The sequence below is a fragment of the Streptomyces sp. NPDC005492 genome (assembly GCF_040605995.1).
Classification (GTDB): Bacteria; Actinomycetota; Actinomycetes; order Streptomycetales; family Streptomycetaceae; genus Streptomyces.
On sequence record NZ_JBEXDX010000019.1, the window covers coordinates 151,148 to 169,495 of the forward strand.

Annotated in this window: 19 protein-coding genes and 4 pseudogenes; 13 read left to right on the top strand and 10 right to left on the bottom strand. The window is 70.4% G+C overall.

What is annotated here, in order from left to right:
• The first annotated feature begins 1 nt into the window (after window position 1).
• A complete protein-coding gene (locus tag ABZT04_RS25310; RefSeq protein ID WP_356059255.1) occupies window positions 2-1,120 on the top strand; it encodes an NAD(P)/FAD-dependent oxidoreductase in 1,119 nt (372 codons plus the stop codon).
• Between the two features lie 212 nt (window positions 1,121-1,332).
• Here ABZT04_RS25310 and ABZT04_RS25315 read toward each other — a convergent pair whose 3' ends face one another.
• Both ABZT04_RS25315 and ABZT04_RS25320 read right to left on the bottom strand, forming a co-directional pair.
• Window positions 1,333-1,830, bottom strand: a complete 498-nt coding sequence (locus tag ABZT04_RS25315) for a pyridoxamine 5'-phosphate oxidase family protein (RefSeq protein WP_356059256.1) — start codon at window positions 1,828-1,830, stop codon at window positions 1,333-1,335.
• Window positions 1,831-1,967: 137 nt separating this feature from the next.
• Complete coding sequence (locus ABZT04_RS25320; protein WP_356059279.1) at window positions 1,968-2,984, bottom strand: endonuclease/exonuclease/phosphatase family protein; 1,017 nt, start codon at window positions 2,982-2,984, stop codon at window positions 1,968-1,970.
• A gap of 228 nt (window positions 2,985-3,212) precedes the next feature.
• On the opposite strand from ABZT04_RS25320, the gene ABZT04_RS25325 reads away from it, so the two are divergent.
• Together ABZT04_RS25325 and ABZT04_RS25330 are read left to right on the top strand one after the other, a co-directional pair.
• Window positions 3,213-3,908: a response regulator transcription factor gene (locus tag ABZT04_RS25325; RefSeq protein ID WP_356059257.1), complete on the top strand. Its 696-nt coding sequence runs from the start codon at window positions 3,213-3,215 to the stop codon at window positions 3,906-3,908.
• Entirely contained in the window at window positions 3,901-4,983 is a 1,083-nt protein-coding gene (locus ABZT04_RS25330) for a HAMP domain-containing sensor histidine kinase (protein ID WP_356059258.1), read from the top strand. Before ABZT04_RS25325 ends, ABZT04_RS25330 begins: the two co-directional genes overlap by 8 nt.
• A 34-nt stretch (window positions 4,984-5,017) precedes the next feature.
• On the opposite strand, the gene ABZT04_RS25335 is transcribed toward ABZT04_RS25330, so the two are convergent.
• Window positions 5,018-5,302 (bottom strand): zinc-ribbon domain-containing protein, encoded by a 285-nt coding sequence (locus tag ABZT04_RS25335; protein WP_356059280.1) that lies wholly within the window; start codon window positions 5,300-5,302, stop codon window positions 5,018-5,020.
• Window positions 5,303-5,530: 228 nt separating this feature from the next.
• Between ABZT04_RS25335 and ABZT04_RS25340 the strand changes: the two genes are divergently transcribed.
• From ABZT04_RS25340 to ABZT04_RS25355, 4 genes are all read left to right on the top strand, one after another.
• A complete protein-coding gene (locus tag ABZT04_RS25340; RefSeq protein WP_356059259.1) occupies window positions 5,531-6,679 on the top strand; it encodes a beta-propeller fold lactonase family protein in 1,149 nt (382 codons plus the stop codon).
• A gap of 683 nt (window positions 6,680-7,362) precedes the next feature.
• Entirely contained in the window at window positions 7,363-8,025 is a 663-nt protein-coding gene (locus ABZT04_RS25345; RefSeq protein WP_356059260.1) for a hypothetical protein, read from the top strand.
• A 240-nt stretch (window positions 8,026-8,265) separates the two neighbouring features.
• Window positions 8,266-9,129 carry a DedA family protein gene (locus ABZT04_RS25350; protein WP_356059261.1) on the top strand — a complete coding sequence of 288 codons (864 nt, stop codon included), beginning with the start codon at window positions 8,266-8,268 and terminating at the stop codon, window positions 9,127-9,129.
• The gene (locus ABZT04_RS25355) at window positions 9,126-9,320 is read left to right on the top strand and encodes a hypothetical protein (protein WP_356059262.1); all 195 of its coding nucleotides are present in this window, start codon (window positions 9,126-9,128) and stop codon (window positions 9,318-9,320) included. Before ABZT04_RS25350 ends, ABZT04_RS25355 begins: the two co-directional genes overlap by 4 nt.
• Window positions 9,321-9,338: 18 nt before the next feature.
• Here the strand turns inward: ABZT04_RS25355 and ABZT04_RS25360 are convergent, their stop codons facing one another.
• Both ABZT04_RS25360 and ABZT04_RS25365 read right to left on the bottom strand, forming a co-directional pair.
• Window positions 9,339-9,995 (bottom strand): hypothetical protein, encoded by a 657-nt coding sequence (locus ABZT04_RS25360; RefSeq protein ID WP_356059263.1) that lies wholly within the window; start codon window positions 9,993-9,995, stop codon window positions 9,339-9,341.
• A 706-nt stretch (window positions 9,996-10,701) separates the two neighbouring features.
• Window positions 10,702-11,085 (bottom strand): BlaI/MecI/CopY family transcriptional regulator, encoded by a 384-nt coding sequence (locus ABZT04_RS25365; protein WP_356059264.1) that lies wholly within the window; start codon window positions 11,083-11,085, stop codon window positions 10,702-10,704.
• Window positions 11,086-11,302: 217 nt separating this feature from the next.
• Between ABZT04_RS25365 and ABZT04_RS25370 the strand changes: the two genes are divergently transcribed.
• Entirely contained in the window at window positions 11,303-12,721 is a 1,419-nt protein-coding gene (locus tag ABZT04_RS25370) for a hypothetical protein (RefSeq protein WP_356059281.1), read from the top strand.
• Window positions 12,718-13,671: a lysylphosphatidylglycerol synthase transmembrane domain-containing protein gene (locus ABZT04_RS25375; protein ID WP_356059265.1), complete on the top strand. Its 954-nt coding sequence runs from the start codon at window positions 12,718-12,720 to the stop codon at window positions 13,669-13,671. Before ABZT04_RS25370 ends, ABZT04_RS25375 begins: the two co-directional genes overlap by 4 nt.
• Before the next feature lie 239 nt (window positions 13,672-13,910).
• Here the strand turns inward: ABZT04_RS25375 and ABZT04_RS25380 are convergent.
• Window positions 13,911-14,201: pseudogene (locus ABZT04_RS25380) on the bottom strand (winged helix-turn-helix domain-containing protein); the annotation flags it as partial.
• A gap of 27 nt (window positions 14,202-14,228) precedes the next feature.
• Between ABZT04_RS25380 and ABZT04_RS25385 the strand changes: the two are divergent.
• A pseudogene (locus tag ABZT04_RS25385) lies at window positions 14,229-14,315 on the top strand (histidine kinase); the annotation flags it as partial.
• A gap of 109 nt (window positions 14,316-14,424) precedes the next feature.
• The gene (locus ABZT04_RS25390) at window positions 14,425-14,925 is read left to right on the top strand and encodes an ATP-binding protein (RefSeq protein ID WP_356059266.1); all 501 of its coding nucleotides are present in this window, start codon (window positions 14,425-14,427) and stop codon (window positions 14,923-14,925) included.
• A 33-nt stretch (window positions 14,926-14,958) separates the two neighbouring features.
• Here the strand turns inward: ABZT04_RS25390 and ABZT04_RS25395 are convergent.
• Window positions 14,959-15,093, bottom strand: a pseudogene (locus ABZT04_RS25395) (sodium-dependent transporter); the annotation flags it as partial.
• Between the two features lie 153 nt (window positions 15,094-15,246).
• Here ABZT04_RS25395 and ABZT04_RS25400 point away from each other — a divergent pair.
• Both ABZT04_RS25400 and ABZT04_RS25405 read left to right on the top strand, forming a co-directional pair.
• On the top strand, window positions 15,247-16,086 hold the full coding sequence (locus tag ABZT04_RS25400) for a hypothetical protein (protein WP_356059267.1): 840 nt from the start codon (window positions 15,247-15,249) through the stop codon (window positions 16,084-16,086).
• 311 nt (window positions 16,087-16,397) lie between these two features.
• A complete protein-coding gene (locus ABZT04_RS25405) occupies window positions 16,398-16,706 on the top strand; it encodes a hypothetical protein (RefSeq protein WP_356059268.1) in 309 nt (102 codons plus the stop codon).
• 19 nt (window positions 16,707-16,725) lie between these two features.
• Here ABZT04_RS25405 and ABZT04_RS25410 read toward each other — a convergent pair whose 3' ends face one another.
• The 3 genes and pseudogenes from ABZT04_RS25410 to ABZT04_RS25420 form a co-directional block, all read right to left on the bottom strand.
• Entirely contained in the window at window positions 16,726-16,941 is a 216-nt protein-coding gene (locus ABZT04_RS25410) for a hypothetical protein (RefSeq protein WP_356059269.1), read from the bottom strand.
• Between the two features lie 248 nt (window positions 16,942-17,189).
• Window positions 17,190-17,861 (bottom strand): hypothetical protein, encoded by a 672-nt coding sequence (locus ABZT04_RS25415; protein ID WP_356059270.1) that lies wholly within the window; start codon window positions 17,859-17,861, stop codon window positions 17,190-17,192.
• A 352-nt stretch (window positions 17,862-18,213) separates the two neighbouring features.
• Window positions 18,214-18,348: pseudogene (locus tag ABZT04_RS25420) on the bottom strand (IS5/IS1182 family transposase); the annotation flags it as partial.

Sequence of the window (18,348 nt, forward strand, 5' to 3'; positions counted from 1 at the left end):
TATGACGACACACGTCACGATCATCGGTGCCGGACTCGGCGGTCTCACGCTCGCCCGCGTCCTGCACCTCCATGGCATCCCGTGCACGGTCTACGAGGCGGAGGCCTCGTCGACGGCGCGCGCGCAGGGCGGCCTGCTCGACATCCGCGACTACAACGGCCAACTCGCCCTGCGGGCGGCCGGATTGCTCGACGAGTTCCGCGGTCTCATCCTGGACGGACGCCAGGCGATGCGGCTCGTGGACCGGGACGGGAAGATCCTCTTCGACGATCCGGACGACGGCACGGGCGGCAACCCCGAAGTACAGCGCGGCGAACTGCGGCAGATGCTGCTGGACTCGCTTCCGGCCGGCACCGTCCGCTGGGGGCACAAGGTCGGCGGGGTCCGTGCGCTCGGCGAGGGCCGCCACGAGGTGGCCTTCGCGGGCGGCGCCACTGTCACCACGAGCCTGCTGGTGGGCGCGGACGGCGCGTGGTCGAGGGTGCGGCCGCTACTGTCCGACGCGACACCCGAGTACACCGGCATCTCGTTCGTGGAGACCCACCTGTTCGACGGCGACAACCGGCACCCGACCAGTGCGAAGACCGTCGGTGGCGGAGCGCTGATGGTGCTTGAGCCGGGAAAGGGGATCCTGGCCCACCGGGAGCGCGGTGGGAACCTCCACACCTGGGTGCTGCTGTCCCGGTCGCGGGAGTGGTTCGCCGATATCGATTTCACCGATGCCGGCGCGGCAACTGCCCGCACCGTGCGGGAGTTTGACGGCTGGGCACCGGAGCTCACCGCCCTGATCACCGACGGTGAAACCCCTCCTGTCCTGCGCATGCTCCACACCCTGCCCATCGAGCACCGTTGGGATCGGACGGCCGGGGTGACCCTGATCGGCGACGCAGCACACCTCACGGCCCCGAACGGCGAGGGCGCCAACCTGGCCATGTACGACGGCGCCGAACTCGGCAGGGCCGTCGCCGCGCACCCTCACGACATGGAGGCCGCGCTCGCCGAGTACGAGCAGGCCATGTTTCCTCGGAGTGCCGCGGCCGCCGCCGACGCGCCTGATCTCTACGAGATGTTGGGGGAGGACACGCCGTACAGCCTGATCAACAGCTTCGCTGGGAGTTAGGTCTGTCATGTGTGCGGATGAGTAGCGTCCGGGGGTGGGGGAGATCGAGGTCGTTTTGGAGCAGGTGGCCTGGGTGCTGGTGCGTGACGGGCGGGTGCTGGTCACGCGCAACCGGGGTGTGGATCTCTTCTACTTCCGGGGCGGGAAGCGGGAACCGGGTGAGTCCGATGCCGAGACCTTGGCGCGCGAGATGGCCTGGAGAAGTCTGGTTCTCAAGCGCGCTGACGTTCCGCCCGCTGTTGGATCAGCTCCTCGACCGCGGAAGGCAGGGTGGTTTCGAAGTCGATGAGCTTCGCCCAGGTCGGGGTGACCACGATGCGGACCATGCCGTCGTAGAGCGAGCGGACCTCGGCCTCCCACTCGACGCGCTGCTCGGGTGTCATCTCGTAGCTGCCGTTCATCTGGAGGTACTCCTCCGGGATGCCGTCGACGACGTCCAGTTCCACCTGCCCGCGGATCAGCAGGATCTTCGGCGGGTGGACCTCGGTGTCGATGGTCAGGGCCACCATCGGGTTCTGGCGCAGGGCGTGCAGTTTCGGGGCGTTCTTCGTGGTGCACAGGACGATCTCCGAGCCGTTCCAGGCGAACGCGATCGGGATACTGCGCGGTGTGCCGTCCTTGGCGACGTAGGCCAGGCGGGTCAGGTCGCGGGCCAGCAGTTCCTGGCTGAGCGGTCGGTTCAGTACTTCGGTGATCTCGGTCTGCTCCATGGCGATCGCTCCTTCGTCGGCGTTGTCGAGCGACTCGTTCGTGGCCGCTCGTGTCCCTGGGACGGAGCGGGCGGAGTGTTCTCGACACCCGAGGCCTATGAATTTTGACGCGCTCCTCCTGCTTCAGCATCGGAACCTCAAAGTGTCCGCCCGCCGAGCCAGTCGATCCCGGCCGCCACCGGCAGATGGTCACTGCCGGTGGACGGCAGCACCCACGAACTCCTTGGCTCCACCCCGCGGACCAGGATCTGGTCGATCCGCACCACCGGGAACCTCGCCGGCCAACTGAAGCCGAAACCGTCGCCCGCCGTGTCCTGAACCGAGTGCAGTTGCGAGGAGAGGCCGTCGAACGCCCGGTCGCCCATGGCGCCGTTCAGATCGCCGAGCAGCACCACCCGCTCGATCCGCTCGGCGGCGACGGCCTGGCCGAGCGCCTGCGCGCCCGCGTTTCTCTGGCCCGCGGAAAGGCCCGCCCGTGGGCTGACCCGTACGGACCCCAAGTGGGCGACGTACACCGCCAGCGGCCCGTGGTCCGTGGCGACCGTGGTGCGCAGCGCCCGGTTGTACCGCATCTTGACGTCGGCCGGTTTGGTGGCCGCCAGCGGGCCCGCGTCCATCTTCACGTCTACCGGCCGGGTGTCCGACAGCGGCAGTTTGCTCCACAGTCCGACCGTGCCCTGCACGGTGTGGTACCGGTACGTTTTCGCCAACTCCTTCTCGTACGTGCCCTTCGCCTGCGGGGGCACCTCCTCCAGGGCGAGCAGGTCCGCGCCGGAGGCGGCCAGGTCGCGGGCGGTGGCGGCCGGGTCGGGGTTGTCGGCGCCGACGTTGTGGCTGACCACGACGAGGTCGCCGCCCGGATGGGACTTGTCGCGGAGCAGACCGCCGAAGAGGTTCAACCACACCGTGACCGGCAGCAGCAGCGCGACCACCGCGGAGGCGGAGCGGCGCCAGAGCGCACCGGCCAGCAGCATCGGAACGAACAGGCCGAACCACGGCAGGAAGGTCTCCACCAGGCTGCCGAGATTCCCGATCCGGTTCGGGATCTCGGCGTGCAGCAGCATGAGCAGACCGAGCAGCAGCGCCAGCGCGGCGAGTACCGGGCCGCGTCTCCAGGGTCCCGGTCGGCAAACGGCGCGCAACGTCCGGTAGATGTTCGCGCGCCAGGCGCCCGAGCGAGGAAGTCGGTGCTCGGCGACATCGCCGGCCGCGCCGAGCGGTTCACGGTCCTCGCCGTCTTCATGGTGCTCACGGGGACCGGTGGTCGTTTGCCCTGGTGGCACGGGTCGAGTCATGCCGCCAGTCAAGGCGGCGTGGTGTTGCCGGTGCGTATGCGGTTTTCGATACGCCGACGATATGTGCCGGCTCGTAGCATCGAGAGCATGCGTGTGTTGATCGTCGAGGACGAGCCCTATCTGGCGGAAGCCGTCCGCGACGGCCTGCGACTGGGAGCCATCGCGGCCGACATCGCGGGCGACGGCGACACCGCTCTGGAACTGCTGAGCATCAACACCTACGACATCGCCGTTCTCGACCGCGACATCCCGGGACCGTCCGGTGACGAGATCGCCAAACGCATCGTCGCCTCCGGCAGCGGCATGCCGATCCTCATGCTCACCGCGGCCGACCGACTCGACGACAAGACCACCGGGTTCGAACTCGGCGCCGACGACTACCTCACAAAGCCGTTCGAACTGCAGGAACTCGTGCTCAGGCTCAGGGCACTTGACCGCAGACGTGCCCATCACAGGCCGCCCGTAAGGGAGATCGCCGGTCTGCGGCTGGACCCGTTCCGCAGGGAGGTCTACCGCGAGGACCGTTACGTCGCACTCACCAGGAAGCAGTTCGCGGTACTCGAGGTCCTCGTCGCCGCCGAAGGCGGTGTCGTCAGCGCGGAAGAACTCCTGGAACGGGCCTGGGACGAGAACGCCGACCCGTTCACCAACGCCGTACGCATCACCGTCTCGGCACTGCGCAAGCGTCTCGGCGAACCCTGGATCATCACCACCGTGCCCGGCGTCGGCTATCGCATCGACACCCAACCGGAGGCCGGGCAAGGGGGAGCGGATCGTGGATAGAGCCCCCGGCCTGAGCGTCCGCCTCAAACTCACCCTCAGCTACGCCGGGTTCGTCATGCTCGCCGGCGCCCTGCTGCTGGCGGCGGTGTGGGTGTTCCTGAATCGCGTACCCCACCCCGGCCTCATCATCGAACCCGACTACCGCCTGGCCGTCGTACGCACCTTCGCCCCGACGGCCGTCGCCGTCATGGGGTTCCTGTTGGTGTTCGGTCTCGCCGGAGGGTGGATCCTCGCCGGCCGGATGCTCGACCCCCTGACCCGCATCACGGACGCCGCGCGTATGGCCACGCACGGATCGCTCGCCCACCGCATCCGGCTACCGGGCCGCATGGACGAGTTCCGCGAACTCGCCGACACCTTCGACGCGATGCTCGCACGGCTCGAAGCACACGTCGACGAGCAACGGAGATTCGCGGCCAACGCCTCGCACGAATTGCGCACCCCGCTCGCGATCTCGAAAACACTCCTCGACGTGGCGCGCACCGATCCGAACCACGACACCGGCGAAATCATCGACCGCCTTCATGTGGTCAACACCAGAGCGATCGACCTCACCGAGGCACTGCTTCTGCTCAGCCGCGCAGACCGACGGTCGTTCACCCGAGAACACGTAGATCTGTCGCTCATGGCGGAAGAAGCCACCGAAACACTTCTCCCCCTCGCGGAGAAACACGGCGTCACCATCGAGACCTCCGGCGACTTCACCCCCACGAGCGGATCACCGGCGCTCCTGCTGCAGTTGACCACAAACCTCGTGCACAACGCGATCGTCCACAACCTGCCCGAACAGGGCACCGTATGGGTCAGTACCGGCGTCCGCCCCGGGGCTGTGGTGCTCACCGTCGAAAACACCGGCGAGATTCTCACCCCTCAGTTGGCCTCGACGCTTACCGAGCCATTCCAACGCGGCACCGAACGCATTCGCACCGACCACGCGGGCGTCGGCCTCGGCCTGGCGATCGTCAAAACCATCACCCACGCACACGACGGAACACTCACCCTCACCCCGCGCGCCGTCGGCGGAATCCGTATCACGCTGGAACTACCCGCGACGTCCCCGCACACCGCGGGATGAGGATTCGGGAATCGGTGGAAATCCCGCTGCTTGTTCAGTGCTGATAGGGCTGCTGCTGTTGCGGCTGCCCGTACGCCTGGCCGTTCGCGGCCTGCGCCTGCAACTGCTCCGCCTGTTCCTTCGTGATTTTCTGCTCGACCCCGCAGAAGGTGCACTGCATCACGTACTTCGTCGAGAGCGGAAACAGCGGCACGAAGAACAGCGTGAACTTGGTGACGCGCTTCCTGAGCGTATGCGCGGCGGGATTTCCGCAGTTGCCGCACACCAGCGTGAGTATCGCGAGCTGGTACAGGTATCCCTTGGTGCCGAAAATGATCATGTTGTTGGTCTCTCCCAGGACGGTGCCGCCTGACACGGTGTCACCAAGCGGCGAGTGCGGTCACGGAGCACAGTCTCTTACACGGTGATGCGCTCGGGGGACTCGGCCGCCAATCCTTACAGGTCGCGGACGTCCAGGCGATATGTCGCTTTCGTCCGATCGTCGAGGTTCCGGGCGACCTAACGTTCGAGCCGGCCCCAACTCCCGCTCCCCATACGGAGAATGACGATGACGCTTGCCCGTACCGCCCGGATCACCGCCGCGATCGGCACCGCCACGCTCGCCGCTGCCGCCACGTTCGCCGTCCCGGCCTCCGCCGCCGTTCCGCTGGAGACGGGGCACCACGGCTCCCCGGTGTTCGTGCAGACCAACAGCGCGAGCGGGAACGCCGTCGTCGCCTACGACCGTCACGCCGACGGCACGCTCACCGCCGCGGGCCGCTACCCCACCGGCGGCCTGGGCGGCACCCTGACCGGCTCGGTGGTGGACCACCTCGCCTCGCAGGGCTCTCTCGCCTACGACAGCAAGCACCACCTGCTCTACGCCGTGAACGCGGGCAGCAACACCGTCACGGTGTTCGCCGTACAGGGCGACCGGCTCAAGCGCACCCAGGAAGTGGCCTCCGGCGGGTCGTTCCCGGTCGGCATCGCCGTTCACGACAACACGGTCTACGTGCTCAACGCCCTGGACGGAGGCGCCGTACAGGGCTTCGTCCGGGTCGGCGACCGCCTGGCCGCCGTCCCCTCCTGGCACCGTGGCCTCGGCCTGGACCCGGCGGCCACGCCCCAGTTCACCCACACCCCGGGCCAGATCGCGTTCACCCCCGACGGCAGTCGGCTGGTCGTCACCACCAAGGCCGCGACCAACAGCATCGTCGTGTTCCCCCTCGGCCGCTCCGGTGCTCCGGCCGCCGCGCCGGTGGTGAACAGCCTGCCCGGGACCGTGCCGTTCGGGTTCGTCTTCGACGCCGCGGGCCGCCTCCAGGTCACCGAGGCCGGCACCAACGCCGTGGCGACCTTCACCGTGGCCCGGGACGGCAAGGTCACTCCGGTGGGTGCCCCCGTCGCCACCGGACAGGCCGCGACCTGCTGGATCGTCAGGGACGGCCGCCACGTGTACGCGTCCAACGCGGGCAGCAACAGCCTCTCCGGCTTCCGCACCGACAGCCGCCACGGCCTCACCCCGCTCGGCAACACCACCACCGACGGCGGCACCGTCGACGCCGCTGTCTCCTCGGACGGCCGCTACCTCTACGCGCAGACCGGTGCCCAGGGCATCGTGGACGAGTTCCGGGTGAACCGCGACGGTTCACTGACCGGGATCGGCTCGGTCACGGTGCCCGACGCGGTGGGCGGGGAGGGCATCGTCGCCCTGTAGCCGACCCGGACCGGTGAACCACGCCTGGTCGTCACTCCGACTGTGCGTGGCAGGCCCCTCCGGCAGTCGTAGCCGGAGGGGCCTCGGTGCGGATCGCGGCAAGTCGCAGGTCGTCGGCCGACGTTGATGCCGTCAGTCCTGACCTGAGGTCAGTCCTGCGGATGGTCGGGCCCCGTGGGGAGCGGCCGAAGCCGTTGCGGTCGTAGGTGCCGAACCGTGCGCTGATGGCGGTGGCCCGCAGCGGGTACGTCGACGTACCCTCCCCTCAACTGCTCGCCGAACAGCGGCTCTTACCGCCGGTGACGTCGCCGTGAGACGGCCACCCGCCCGTCCCGCCGGCTCGGTACCCTGGCCGCGCGCGCCATCGACGGTATGCGGCGCGTGTTCCCCGAAGACCTGCTGGGCGTTCCGCGCCCGGGACCCCGGAAGGCCGAGAACGCATGACCACCGATGAGGGCCCGGACGCGGGTGAGCCGCGAGGCGAGGGCGCCCGGCCGTCCCGACGCGAGACGACTGGCCCGAGCGCACGGCGGAGCGGCCGGTCCGGGACCGGCGGGGTGTCGCCGCTCTTCGACCCGGAGGCCGCGCGTGCCGCGCGGGCTCTCGCCTCAATACCGGCGAACCTGCGAGACGAACCGGATGAGGATGCCGCCCCCGCAAGGACTTCTGCCTCATCGTGGCGATTGCGGGCCGGGAAGCCCGCGCTGATCGGTGTCGCCCTGTTGCTCGTGCTGGGCATCGGCACCGCCGTACTGCTCAGCGGATCGGGCAACGCCGCGTCGCACGGCCCGTCTGCCTCGGGCGACGACCTCCAGACCGGTGCTCCCGGCAGCGACGGCGCTGCTCCGAGCGGTACGGCGTCCCCCAGTCTCCTGAGCGACAAGCAGTCCGACGGGCTGGCCGCTTCAGCCTCGGGCACGCCGGACAGCGGAGGTAGCCCGAAGAGCTCCGCGCCCTCCGCGACCGCCTCCGCGACGGCAACCGCTACGCCCAAGCGGGCTGCGGCGAAGTCCTGGACCACCGTGGTGGTGCGGGCCACCAGTGTGCTGACGTCCGGTCAGGCCTGGCACTCCAACCGGACCAGCTTGGCCATGACGTCGGACGGTGACCTCGTCATCCGCGACGAGAACAACCACGTCCGCTGGTCGGCCGGTACGGCGGGCCGCGGCTACAAGACCGTCTTCCAGGCCGACGGCAACTTCGCCGTCTACACCCAGGACGGCGCCACCGCCTGGTCCACCCGCACCGACGGCCACAACGGTGCCACGCTGATCCTCCGGGCGGACGGCGATGTCGCCGTCGTCCACGACGGCACGACGATCTGGCACAGTGGCACCCAGCACTGACGCCGCTCGTGCCCTTGGCAGACGCCCGGGACGTGTTGCCGTCGTCGCGGTCGTCGCCCTCGGGCTGCTGCCGCCCGTCCTCCAGTGGCTCCGCGCCCGGCGATCCGACCGGCGCTCCGAACGGACGGGCTGCCGGTGACGAGTCCCACCCCGACCGACGACGAGCCGGCCTCCGAAAGCCGGCTTGTTCCCCCGCCCTCCCAGACCCCGACGCGTCGCCCGTGCCGCTGGACCGTTGCCGTGCTCCTGGTGGTGATCCCGGCCGGATATCTGGCGATCTCGGCGGCTCAAAGCCGTAACGAGGCCGCCGCCAGGAAACGGCGGGCCGAGCGGGCCGGGCTCGTCCACGACATGCCTTCCGCCGTCGAGCGCGGCGTCTATCAGGTGCCGATACCTACCCACGCGAACGCCGTCGCCTTCTTCGAGGCCAACACCTGGGAGAAGGACTCCCTGTACGTGCAGTTCACCACCACCCCCGCCGGACTGAACGGCCTCTTCACCCGACTGGGCACCAGGACTGCGCCCCGCTCACGACATCACCACCCGTCGCGGCCTCCCGCCGCAGGCGCCACCGCTCGGCCCGCCCGGTACCCTCCGTTCCAGAGGAGATCCGCGATGACCGCACCCGCACCTCCATTGCCCGGCGTATTCGCCGACCTCGCCCCACTCCTTGACCACTGGGGATACGCGGCGGTCGGCGGCCTGCTCTTCCTGGAGGACTTCGGAGTGCCGGTCCCCGGGGAGACCGTGCTGATCGCCGCCGCCGTCTACGCCGGGGCAGGCCGACTGAACGTCCTCGCGCTCGCCGTGATCGCGGTGCTCGCGGCCGTTGTCGGCGACAACGTCGGCTACCTCATCGGCCGGTACGGCGGCCACCGCCTCGTGACGCGCTACGGCCGTTACGTGCTGCTCACCCCGGCGCGTGTCGCCAAGGCAGAGGCGTTCTTCGCCCGGAACGGCGGCAAGGTCATCACGGTCTCCCGCTTCATCGAGGGACTGCGCCAGGCCAACGGCATCATCGCCGGGCTGAGCGAGATGCCCTGGCGCCGGTTCCTCGCCTTCAACATGCTGGGAGCGGTGTTGTGGGGGGGGGTGTCTGGGTGACCCTCGGCTACGCCGCCGGAGACCACATCGGCACCCTGTACCCGGCCATCCAGCGCTACGAGCTGTACCTGCTCGCGGCGGCGGGCGTCATCCTCGCCGCCGTAGTCGCACGCCACCTGCTTCGTCGTCGGGCAACGCACGCGACCCGGACGCCTTCCGCCCCGGACGATCAGGACACCCCAGCTCCCTGACCGTCGGGTCCGTGTTCGTCAGCAGCGGCCGGCGTGCTCCTCGGTGTCGATGTCGGTGAGGTAGGAGCGCAGGGTGAGGGACGAGGTGGGCCAGGGCCGGGGGAAAGGGCGAAGGCGTCGCCAGTCGTACGGCGGATGTCCGAGCTTCGGGCGGAGCCGGTCGTAGCGGTTGATCAACGCCCACCCCCCGACGCACACCACGATCAGCACGCTTCCGGCGACATCGAGGGGACGAGCTCCGGGCGCCAACAGGCCGCCGACCCCGGCTGTCCACAGCCAGTAGCCGAGCAGCGGATAGACGACGAGCTGATGCCAGATCTTGGTGGGCGCGACGGCCTGCTGACGGGTGAAGAATCCCGACCGCAGCTCACCGTGCCACTGCACCAGACCGAAGATCAGCCAGCCGCCACCCGACGCCAGTCCCCACCACGGTCCCGCGGGTCCGCTCGGCGACGCCGCACCCATCCGCCAGACCCCCAGCGCGACCGCGGCGGCCAGCAGCGGATCACCGAGCAGCACCGCCACGAACCCGGTGCGAAAGCCCATCAGACGGCGCTCCAGCACGAGCGCCAATACCCACAGGCCACCCGGTGTGACAACCAGCGCCGCGAGGGCAGCGACCCAGGGGCCGTGCTCCAGCGGTACGCCCAGCCAGGGAAGATAGGGACCGCTCACAACAGAAACGATTTCCCGGCGCACCCGTACCCATGCCCCGAAATTGAACATTGCGATTCCGTGGCACTTCGTGCCAGGAGCGTCGAGAAGGCCCTCGGTCGGCGCCGCCGAGGATCCCCCGCCACGTCGAACGGTTGACCCGGTACGCAGATCTGCTTCGGCGGCGTGGGCGTGCATGGCCGCTCCGTACAGCCGCTCCGCGTGTCGTGCGCGGCCACGCGCCCGGTCCGTGCGGCACGCCGCCGTCGCACCGTTCCGGCGGCGCGATAGCGCCCGAACGTGCCGTGGCACCGGGCCCACTGGTGGCGGCGAGCCCCCTTCCGGCCCTGGCCCGCCGCCGGGGACGCCCGTACGACGGCCCGCGGCCCCGGCCTCCTTGTCCACCCGCGTACCGACTGCCGCACACCATCGCCCGCGTCCCCGCCTGCGGAGCCTGCGCCCGGCCCAAGGCGGCACGATCCCCGGAACCGCGCTCACCGACGGCGACAGACGCATCGTCGGCGAGGGCCGAAGCGACGGTCAGCCTCATTCGGGGCCGTCAGCGCGCAGAAGTCCTCCCAGCAGCCACCCGTCCTCCGCCGACAGGTCCGACACGAACTGGGTCGGCACCACCGCAGCGTCCCCGGCCCTGGGCCAGGACGCGGGCGGCGAGCACCGGAGCGAGCAGCAACGGGGTGTGGACGTCAACCCTGATCGCTCGCCGCCGCTACTGCTCGCTCCCGCCGAGCAGTTCGCGCAGCGCCTGTTCTTCTTCGGCGCTCAGACCGGTGACGAACTGCTGGAGGGCCGCGATCGGGTCCGGGCCCCGGCCGAGGGCCTCGTGCATGGCCTGAGCGGTCAGTTCCGCGGCGTTCTTGGCGGGCCGGTACGCGCCGCGCCGCCCGTCGGCGCCCCGCAGGACGAGCCCCTTGTCGTACAGCCGCTTGAGGATCGTGTGCACGGTGTTGTAGGCGAGCCTGCCGCCGATCGCGGTCTGGATCTCCGCCGGTGTCAGCGCCCCGTCGCCCGCCCACAGCGCGGAGAGGATCTCGCTCTCCAGCGCGCCGGCGCTACGCCGTTCGGCTCTGCCCTCAGGGCCCGTGCCAGCCATGGCTGAAACCCTACAGCGTGTAGGGATTCCCGGGTCGGAGAGTTCGCGGAGACCCTACAGCTTGTAGGGTTGATGTGACCCTACAAGCTGTAGGGGGTTGGGGTGTGAGATGAAGGACGGCCCGCAGGTCTCGGACAGCGCGCAGGTCACGTCGACCGTTGTGCGCAGACCGGATCCACCGCGATCTGTATCCGCCGACCGGTGGTTCCGGGGCGAGATGGCGCTCGCGGTCGTGGCCACTGCCTTCACCCTGGCCCAACTCCTCCTCGTACGGCCGGGGATGGGCCTCGGCTGGGACGAGTCGGTCTACGTCAGCCAGGTCTCCTCCCATGCGCCGGCCGCGTTCTTCAGTGCCCCGCGCGCCCGCGGTGTGCCGCTGCTGGTGGCGCCGATCGCCTCCTGGTCTTCGTCCACCGCGCTGCTGCGGGTCTACCTGGCCGTCCTGTCCGGCCTCGCCCTCTTCCTCGCCCTGCGTGCCTGGCGGGACGTCCTGCCCGTCCGCGTGCGCGCGACCGCGGGCGCTCTCTTCGCCACCCTCTGGGTGACCCTCTACTACGGCCCGCAGGCCATGCCCAACTACTGGGTCGCCGTCTGCGCCCTGGCCGGCACGGGATACTTCCTGCGCGCCCAGGCGAACCGCTCCGACCGCACGGCCGTGTGGGGTGTGGGCCTGAGCGCGGCGCTGATGGCCTGGATGCGCCCCACGGACGCGTTCTGGGCGACCCTGCCGCTGCTCGTCCTGCTGGTGGGCATGCGGTCATGGCGGCGCCCCGCGCTGCTGACGGCGCTGGTCGGCGGCCTCGCCGCCGGGGCGGCCGAGTGGGTGATCGAGGCATACGTCTCCTACGGCGGCCTCGCGCAGCGCCTGGCCGACGCGTCCAGCATCGAGGGCGGTCTCGGCTGGAACATCGCACTCGGAGACCAACTGCGCGCGCTGGGCGGGCGAACGCTGTGCCGCCCCTGCACCGGCGGCGCGCCGTCCGCCGCCGTGACCCTGTGGTGGTACGCGCTGCTGGTCCTCGCCGTCTGCGCCGCCGTGGTCGCGATCCGGGCCCGGCCGCGCGGCGCCGCCATGCTGGTCCCGCTGGCCTGCGCGGTGTCGGCGGCTTTCCCGTATCTCTTCCTGATCGGCTATGCGGCACCCCGCTTCCTGCTGGCGGCCTATGCGCTGCTCGCCATGCCGGTCGCCGATCTTCTGCTCCGCCTGTTCCGGGCGTCCGGACGGATCCGACGGCCGCTGACCGTGGCCCTGTTGACCGTTGCCCTGGCCGGGCATCTGGCCGTACAGGTCGTGGTGCTGGAGCACACGGTGCAGAGCACCACCGCCTCCCACCGCGAGTGGGCCCGCATCGCCGCGGGGCTGCACGGACTGGGTGTCCGTCCGCCCTGTCTGGTCACCGGGGAGAACTACGTCCCGATCGCCTTCGCGGCGGGCTGCTCCTCCGCGGCGACCGGCGGCCACGACGCCAACACCACGGCTGACGCCATCCGGCGGACCGCGCGCCGCATGCCCACCGCCGCTCTCGTGGCACCGGGCAGCGGCCCGCCCGGCTACGCCCGCACCTGGGCGCCGCACCGGGTGGCCGGCGTGCGTGTCTACGTCGCACCGGCCCCGGCGCCCGGAGCACGCCGGTGAACACCGTCGACGCACCGCTCTCCCGCGGTCCTCACCGGAGTTGGCGGCTCGCCGTCGCCTCGGTCGTCGTCGTGGCTGCCGCCTGGGTGATCGTCGGGCACCGGCACACGGTGGACGCCGGTGCCGACCGGCTCGCCGTCGCGGACCGCGACTGGTTGCTGGTGGCCGGGGCCGCCGCCGTGTCGACCTGGGTGTGCGCGGCGATCACCCAGCAGGGAGCGGTGACGGAACGGCTGCCCGCCGGGCGACTGGTGATGGTGCAGTTCGCGGCGTGCGCGGCCAATCACGTACTGCCGGCCGGGGTCGGCGCGAGCGCGGTCAACCTGCGGTTCCTCACCCGCTGCGGGTTGACCACCGCCCGATCGGCGACCGCGCTCGCGGTCAAGGCCGCAGCGGGCGGTCTGGTGCGCTTCGCGCTGGCCATCGTGTTGCTCCTGGCGATGCCCGGGACGCCGCGGCTCTCGCCGGCCGTCCCACGCGACGCCCTGGCGCTGTCCATCGCCGGATGCGCCGTAGTGGCCATCCTGGCGGTGACGCTGATCCGGCCGCTGCGCCACCGCGCGGGGCGCACGCTCCGGCGCGTCCTGACCGATGTGCGGGCCGTACACGGCAGCCCGTCCAGAGCCTGCGCCCTGTGGGGAGGAGCCGTCGGCTTCGCCCTCCTGCACGCCACCGTGCTGATCGCCGTGGTCCGGGCACTTGAGGTGACGGTGCCCGCCGGTCACATCCTGCTGGCCTACCTCCTCGCCAGCGGCGCCGCCGTCCTGCTGCCCACTCCGGGCGGCCTGGGCTCACTCGACGCCGCGCTCGTGCTGACGCTCACCGCGGCCGGGGCGCCCGGGGCCACCGCCCTGTCGGCGGTCTTCGGCTACCGCATGCTGACGGCCTGGCTGCCGCTGCTCCCCGGCCTGCTGGCACTGGCGCTGCTGGCCCGCCGGTCCGTCCTGTGAACAGGCTTCGTATGCACCAGTGATCGCCGCCCTCAAGGTGTCGGACAGTTGAGCCGGCCGTGTTCGCGATACAGGCCGACCTCGCCGATCGGCGACACGGGCCGCCAGGCCCTCGGCGAACCGCGGCGTCTGCTCGGTGTGCTGCGCGAGGTGGCGGACGGGTCCCGGGCCGGGCCCGCCGAACTCGGTCTGCGGCATCAACGCTTTGCCTACGAGACGGAGCCGGAGAACGACGGCCGTCAGATTTCCAGGCGGTAGCCGTGTCCGCGCAGTGTGGTGATGCGGGGCAGCCGGACGCGGTCGTCGGCCGCCTGGGTGAGCCGGCGGCGCAGGCCGGCCATGGTGACGTCGAGGGTCTTGGTGGAGCCGAACCAGTTCTCGTCCCAGACCTCGGCCATCAGGGTCTCCCGGGAGACGGCTTCGCCCGGGTGCTGGGCGAGTAGGGCGAGCAGGTCGAACTCCTTGGGACGGAGCGGGACTTCCACGTCGTGGAGCGTGCAGCGCCGGGCGGAGACGTCGAGGACGAGGTCGGCCAAGTGGCCCGCACCCACAACGAGATGCTGCACAGCCTCGCCGAACTCCTGCGCCACGAAAGGGACTTCACGGCCAACGCCTCCCACCAACTGCGCACCCCGCTGACCGGACTGCAGCTCACCCTGGAGGCGGGCCTCTCGCAGGACGACGACGCCCAACTGCGTCCCGCCCGAGGAGGAGCTGGCGACGACCTGGCGCCTGCACGGCACAGTGGAGGAGGTGCCGCGCCTGTCGCGCTCCCGCCGCCTCGCGCCTTCCCTCGCCCCGGACACCGCGGTGACCCACCTCGTGCGGGACATCGAGGAGCGCCGGCACGGCCTGTTCGCCCGCGACGGCAGACGCCTGGAGTGCGAGACCCCTGACGTACCGGACGACGTCCGTGTCCCGGGCGGCCCCGTCGCCGAGATCCTCGGAGTGCTGCTGGACAACGCGCGCGTCCACGGGGAGGGCACCGTCCGTCTCAGGGTGCGGGACCTTGAGGACGCCCTCGCCTTCGACGTCCGTGACGAGGGTGAGTTCGACAGCGGGACGGCACGGCTCTTCGACAGCGGGCACAGCGGCGGCCCGGGAGACGGGATCGGCCTCGCTCTCGCCCGCGACCTGGCCTTCTCCCTGGGAGGCAGGGTCTCGGCGGCGGGTGGCCGTCGTCCGACCACGTTCACTCTGCTGGTGCCTGTCCAACCTGTTCGTGAGGACGAGACCGGAGACGGCGGTGGCTGAGTTGCGGGTACGACCAGTCGGCGTGGGGGGCCGTCAGGGCGCGCCATGAGAGGTGGCCCGGAGCCGGGTGACGACGTGGCCGACGGCCGTCTTCTGCGACAACCCGTAGGCGAGGACCGGCAGCAGCAGATGAGGCTTGTCGGGCAGCGAGGTCGTGATCAACACAGCGCAGCCAGTTGGTCGCGCGGTCCATCGGCGGACGCAAGCGGGCGGGACAGTCGGGGATTCATGAGGCCATCGTGCGCGGACGGCAGATGTGGGGGGGTGATCACCACGCGCGGTCAGGATGCGTTCAGGTACTCGCTGGCACGGTCGTTCCCCATGACCTACGAACTGTCCGAAACACCGGAAGCCGCACGGAACGCCGACGGTCCCGCGCGGCACACACGGCGCCTGGGCCTGAACAAGGTCCCCGAGATCACCGTCTACTTCTGGATCATCAAGGTCCTGTGCACGACGGTCGGCGAGACCGCGGCCGACCTGCTCAACGAGAAGGCGGGCCTGGGCCTGACCGGCGTGTCGGTGCTCATGAGCGCCCTCCTCGCGGTCGTCCTGGTCGTCCAGTTCCGCACCGCCGCCTACCGCGCGGGCGTGTACTGGCTCGCCGTCGCCCTGATCAGCGTCGTCGGCACGCTGATCAGCGACAACCTGACCGACAACATGGGTGTGCCGCTGGAGACGACCACCACGGTGTTCGCGATCGCCCTCGCGGTGGTGTTCGTGGTCTGGTACCGGCGTGAGCGGACTCTGTCCATCCACAGCATCGACACCACCGGCCGCGAGTCGTTCTACTGGCTGGCCGTGCTGTTCACCTTCGCCCTCGGCACGGCGGCCGGCGACCTGGTCTCCGAGCGCATGGACCTGGGCTACTGGCTGTCCGCGATCCTGTTCGCCGTCGCCATCGCGGCCGTGGCGATCGCTCACTTCGCCCTTGGCCTGGACGCGGTGTGGAGCTTCTGGATCGCCTACGTCCTCACCCGTCCGCTGGGCGCCTCGATCGGCGACTACCTCTCCCAGCCGACCGGCGACGGCGGCCTCGGCTTCGGCACGGTCGTCACGAGCGGGCTCTTCCTCGCTGTCATCCTCGGCCTGGTGGTGTACCTGGCGATCACCCGCAAGGACGCCACCGAGTCCGGACGGGTCGCGCGGCAGGCGGCTTGAGAGGGTCGGGGGCGTGCGCGAAGCGTTCAGTTGTTGATCGCGAGCGGCGTGTTCCACGGTCGTCCCCCTCGGCGGCTGGTCCGTATGTCACAGGGCGCCTTCTCCCTTCGGGGAGGGGTGCCCTTCGACACCCGCACGCGACAGGAGCGGCCGACTTCGGAGAACGCTGATGTCCTCATCGACCTCGACTCCGCACTGGGGTGGGGCCCGCGGGGCCTCGGCCTCGGCTATGCGACGGGCGCAGCCGTTCTGATCTCGGCCCTGGTCTGCTCGGCGATTCTCGTCTCCAACACCCTAGGCACCTCCACGGGTTGCTTCCTGTCCCACGGTCCGGACTCGCCGCCGGTGACTTCCTCACCGAACCGGTTGCCAAGGGCGGGATCGACCTCGGTACGGCGGGTTCGCCGGCTGTGCCGATGGCCGTCCTGATCGGCGCGATGGGATACGCCAACGTCGCGGAGTGCCGGAGCCTCGCGGTCCCTGGCAGCGCGGGCCGAGAGGGACGCGCGCGACGGGTTCCCCCGGCGGGCGGGCTGACCACGAGCGATGCCGTGCCGGCGGGCCGGGAGGCTGCCCGGCAGATGGCCGCGGCGCGGCTCATGAGTTCTGCTGCGCGCTGACGTTGATGCGGGCGGCGAGTCATGCGCAGCGGAGTTGGGCTGGTGCGACGAGCGCCGAGGAGGCAAGGGCGGCCCGGGTATGGCGGCCCGTGAGGTGGGGGATCGGGGGCTGCTGGGCGGAGGCCGGCGAGACCGCGGGGACGGTCACCGCAGAGGCCAGCCACAGCGGGGCCATCATCAGGAAGTAGCCGTCCTGGGGCCGGGTGGGAGAGGTAGAGGGAGAGCCGAGGCGCACGACCTCATCGATTACGGCTACTCCGACACCGGCATGTCGGACTACGAGGAGGACCACCTGGTACCCCTCGACTGGGCGGCTCTCGCCGCGATGCCGGAAACCCGTGGCCGGAACAGCGCTACGGGACCAAGACCTCGTGCACCAAGGACGGCGGAGAGACCAAGCTCAAGAGGGCGGTGTGCAACGCACCATCAGCTTCTCCGCCGCCCGCAGCGCCACCGTGAGTTCGAAGCCCCTGCCGGTGAAGCTCAGTCCAGGCCAAGGGCACTGAGTGCGGTGGTCCAGTCGGTGACGATCGCCTTCTGCGCCTGGGAGAGGGTGACCTTGCCCGCACAGACCGCAGTGTGCAGCTTCGTCTCCACCGGGTCCTTCAGGTTGTTGACCCCGCCGCCCTTCTTGTGGCCGGGGTCCGGGGGCTCGACCCACAGGTTGCGGGGATCATTGGGGTCGCCGCCGAGCTGCAGGCTTATCTCGTGGTCGTACTCGGCGTCGCCCATGTTCCCGGTGTAGCCGTAGGAGACGGCGTTGAGCTTCTTCTCCTTGCCCGTGACGTACGTGGAGGGCCGAATGCCGGAGGTGTAACCGCCCTTGCGGCATATCGTCGACTTCAGGTTCGCCTGTGTGACCGCCGGGGAGATCGCTCCCGGGGTGCACTTCGGGTCCTCCAACGGCTCCCCCTTCTCGTACCGGTAGTGACAACTGCCCGCCGCGGGCTGCTGCTGCACGGTGTACTTCTTCTGCGGGCCGGCCCCCACCGCTATCGAGTGCCCCGCACCCGCCGCACCCGAGGGAGACGGGGCCGGCGCCGCGCCGGAGGATGACGAATCCGGATCCGATGTACCCAGCGGGACGGACGAACAGCCCGCCAGCAACAGGCAGGTGAGCAGCGCGGGCGAAGCCGCGAGGCGGGTGGAGCGCATGACGTCCCCTCAAGGGCAGGCGATAGCTGAGCAGATGCTGCCCTACCAGGAATTCCGCACACCGGGCGGGGTGCCCGAGCGGGAGCGAACACCGCTCGGGAGGGCGCGCACCGCAGGCGCGGAGCGGCGGATGGAAGGGCAACGGCTGGCGCGCTCTGTCCGCCACCGTGATCCCCACGGATGCCCTGGGAGAGACGGACGGGGCGTACGCCGGCTGCCGAGCCGGCCGCGTCTGCCGCAACTGACCGTCGCAGACGGCCAGAGGAACAAGGCCGTGGATCCGGGCCACCTGATGAGAGATCACCTGGCCCCCAGAGGCCGGCCCGCGCAGCCCGCACCCTAAGACGTCGTTTCACTTGGTGAGTCGGCGGTGGTTGATGAGGCTGGTGGCGATGGCGGTGAAGGCCAGGAAGTGTTCAGCTTGCGTTCGTAGCGTCGGTGGAGGCGGCGGCATCCGCTGAGCCAGGACATGGTGCGTTCTACGACC